Origin of the sequence: Bellilinea sp., from assembly GCF_034432615.1 — a bacterium.
Taxonomy (GTDB): Bacteria; Chloroflexota; Anaerolineae; order Anaerolineales; family Anaerolineaceae; genus Bellilinea.
In genome coordinates, this window is sequence record NZ_DAOUBL010000070.1 from 1 (window position 1) to 3,482 (window position 3,482).

A 3,482-nucleotide genomic window follows, 5' to 3' on the forward strand; every position below is an offset into this window, starting at 1 on the left:
CTTTTTCTCTAATCAGCACATCTCTGTTCATCTTCCTGTTGCTCAACCTGCGCGGTTGGCTGCAGTTTCCCGCCCTGCTTGGGCTGGGGTTCGGTCTGCTTTCGATGACCCCGGTGGTGATGGCCATCGTGCAGGAAAGCTTTCCCGAAAACCGCGCCCTGGCAAATGGCATCTACATGGCAGTTTCATTTGTCAGCAGTTCGTTTGCAACGCTGGCAATCGGCGCAATTGGCGATTTGTTCAACCTGCGCACCGCCTACCTGCTGAGCGCGGTTCTCGTGCTGGTCGGCCTGCCTTTTTTGTTCCGCCTGCCCGGCAGCCGGAAAACTTTAAAATCATAATCAGAGGTAACCATGACAGAATTGCACGGTTTTGTTTTGTTAGAAGAACGTTTCATTGGTGAGTACAATACCCGCGCCCGCCTGTGGGAACACCGCCAGAGTGGAGCGCAGCTGCTTTCTCTCGAAAATGACGATGAAAACAAAGTGTTTGGGATTGCTTTCCGCACCCCGCCACCCGATTCCTCCGGTGTGCCTCACATCCTGGAACATTCGGTGTTGTGCGGTTCTCGGAAATACCCCGTCAAAGAGCCGTTTGTGGAATTGATGAAGGGATCGCTCAACACCTTCTTAAATGCAATGACCTATCCGGATAAAACCCTCTATCCGGTTGCCAGCACCAATCTCAAAGATTTTTACAACCTGATTGATGTGTATCTGGACGCAGTTTTCCATCCTCTCATTTCGCCTTTCACCCTTTATCAGGAAGGTTGGCACTATGAACTGGAAGACCCGCAGGGTGAAATGACTTTCAAGGGCGTTGTGTTCAACGAGATGAAAGGGGCATATTCCTCACCTGATTCCGTGCTGGCTGAAGAAAGCCAGCACGCCGTCTTTCCGGACACCATTTACCGTTATGACAGCGGCGGCGAACCCGAGGCCATTCTTTCACTAACTTACGAAAAATTCCGCTCGTTCTACGAAACCTATTATCATCCCAGCAACGCCTTGATTTACTTTTACGGAGACGATGACCCCGAACAACGTCTGAAGTACATGAATGAAGCGCTCCAGGAATATACCCGCCGCGAAATTCCGGTTGAAATTCCACTGCAGCCGCGCTTCAGCAGCCCGCAGAAAAAAGAAGTTTTTTATGACAGCGGTGATGACCCCAACGCCAAAGCCCAGATCACCCTCAACTGGCTGCTCGTTGAAAGCGGCAACATCGAAGAAATTTTGGCGCTGCACATTCTGGATCACGCCTTGATCGGCACGCCTGCTTCACCCTTGCGGAAAGCGCTGATCGATTCGGGTCTGGGAGAGGATTTAACCGGTGCTGGTTTTCAAACCGGCTACCGCCAAACCATGTACTCTGTCGGGCTGAAAGGGGTGGCGGAGCAGAACACCGAACAGGTGGAGCGTTTGATTTTGGAAACGCTGACTGAGATTGCAGAAAACGGCTTTGACCCCGAAACGCTGCGCGCCTCGCTGAACACCGTGGAGTTCAGTTTGCGCGAAAACAACACCGGTTCGTACCCACGCGGTCTGGTGATGATGCTCAATGCTGTGGAAAACTGGGTGTATGGGCACAACCCGATTGATGCGCTGGCATTTGAAGCCCCGCTGAATGCCATTAAGCAACGGTTTCAGGCCGGCGAACGCTTCTTTGAAAACCTGATTCGCCAGCATTTTTTGGAAAATCCGCACCGTGTCAGCCTGGTTTTACGCCCTGACCCGCAGCTAGGTCAGCAGCGCGCTGCCGCCGAACAGCAGCGCTTACACCAGGCGCGCGCCCAGATGACTCCCCAGCAAATTGAAGAAATTGTCCAGATTACCCGCGAACTCAAACGCCGGCAGGAAACCCCCGACAGCCCCGATGCGCTGGCAACCATCCCGATGCTCACCCGCGCCGATTTGGAACCGAAGATCAAGACCATCCCCAGTGAGGAAATTCAGCTGGCGGAAAGCAAAATCCTCTACCATGACCTGTTCACTAACGGCATTCTCTATCTGGATTTGGGGTTTGACCTGCACACCCTGCCGCAGGAATGGCTGCCCTACCTGCCCATATTCAGCCGTGCCTTGCTGGAAACCGGCACACGCGACCTGACCTTTGTTCAGTTGCTCCAGCAAATTGGGCAGCGTACCGGGGGCATTTACCCCACCACCCTGTTTTCCATGTCGCGCCACACCCGCCAGCCAGCTGCATGGTTATTCCTGCGCGGTAAAGCCATGACGGATCAGGCCGCCGATCTGCTTGCCATCCTCAAAGAGGTATTGACCAGCGCCCGCCTGCACGATCGGGAGCGCATCCGCCAGATGGTGCTGGAAAACAAAGCCAGCATGGAATCGGGTATTGTTCATGCCGGCCATCGGGTGGTGAATACCCGCCTGAAGGCACGCTTCAACGAAGCCGATTGGGCCGCCGAGCAAACCAGCGGAGTCAGCCAATTGTTCTTCCTGCGCGACTTGTTGGGAAAAATAGACACCGATTGGGAAAGTGTCCATCAGACCCTCGAATCCATCCGCAGCGCACTCATTCAGCGCTCGGTTGCTGTTTGCAACATCACCCTCGATTCGGCCAACTGGCAGAAGATCCGCCCATTCGTGGAGGACTTTCTCAGTAATCTGCCGCAAGGGCAAACCAGCCGCCATCCCTGGGCAACCGGCAAACTGCCTGATCTGGAGGGGCTGTCCATGCCGTTGCAAGTCAACTTTGTGGGCAAAGGCGGCAATCTGTATGAACTCGGATATGCCTTTCACGGTTCCGCGCTGGTCATCGTTCCCTACTTGCGCGGAAGTTACCTGTGGGAAAAAGTGCGCGTCCAGGGCGGCGCATACGGCGGCTTTGCCGTATTTGATCAGCAATCCGGCAATTTCAACTTCCTTTCCTACCGCGACCCCAACCTGGATCAGACTCTGCAAGCCTTTGAGAAGACCGCCGATTACCTGCGCAAACTGGAATTAAGCGAAAGTGAATTGACCAAAGCCATCATCGGTGCCATCGGCGAGGTGGACGCCTATCAATTGCCGGACGCCAAGGGTTACACCGCATTGGTTCGCCACCTGCTGGGCATAACCGACGAGGACCGCCAGCGCATTCGCGAGCAGATTTTGAATACCTCGCAGCAAGACTTTCGCCAATTTGGCGATGTATTGGAAGGACTTAGCCAGCGAGGAGCGATTGTGGCTCTGGCAGCCCCACAGGTATTTGAAAGCAGCAAACTCGCCGGACATTTTTCAATGCTTAAGATTTTATAGCCTGCCCTCCATTCACTTAGCTCAGGAAAATCTTTTCTTTTTAAAATACAAAAAGACTGCCGGTGATGACCATACCGGTAGTTTTGTTAATTACCCTTCTTACTTCCCACTTCAACCTGCCAGTTGAAGTAAGAACTGCGGCACCCAGAACTTACCCATCCCGAAGAGAGAAAGGGTAATGCTGGTCAGCAGCATCACCACGCCAAATCCAATTAACAACCG

General features: G+C 53.6%; 2 protein-coding genes. Both read left to right on the plus strand.

Going from position 1 to position 3,482, the window contains the following annotated elements; all coding sequences use genetic code 11:
• On the plus strand, positions 1-341 hold a 341-nt coding region (locus tag VAE48_RS03410), incomplete at its 5' end, for an MFS transporter (RefSeq protein WP_322791913.1).
• Positions 342-353: 12 nt separating this feature from the next.
• A complete protein-coding gene (locus VAE48_RS03415; RefSeq protein WP_322791914.1) occupies positions 354-3,260 on the plus strand; it encodes an insulinase family protein in 2,907 nt (968 codons plus the stop codon).
• Positions 3,261-3,482 lie beyond the last annotated feature (222 nt).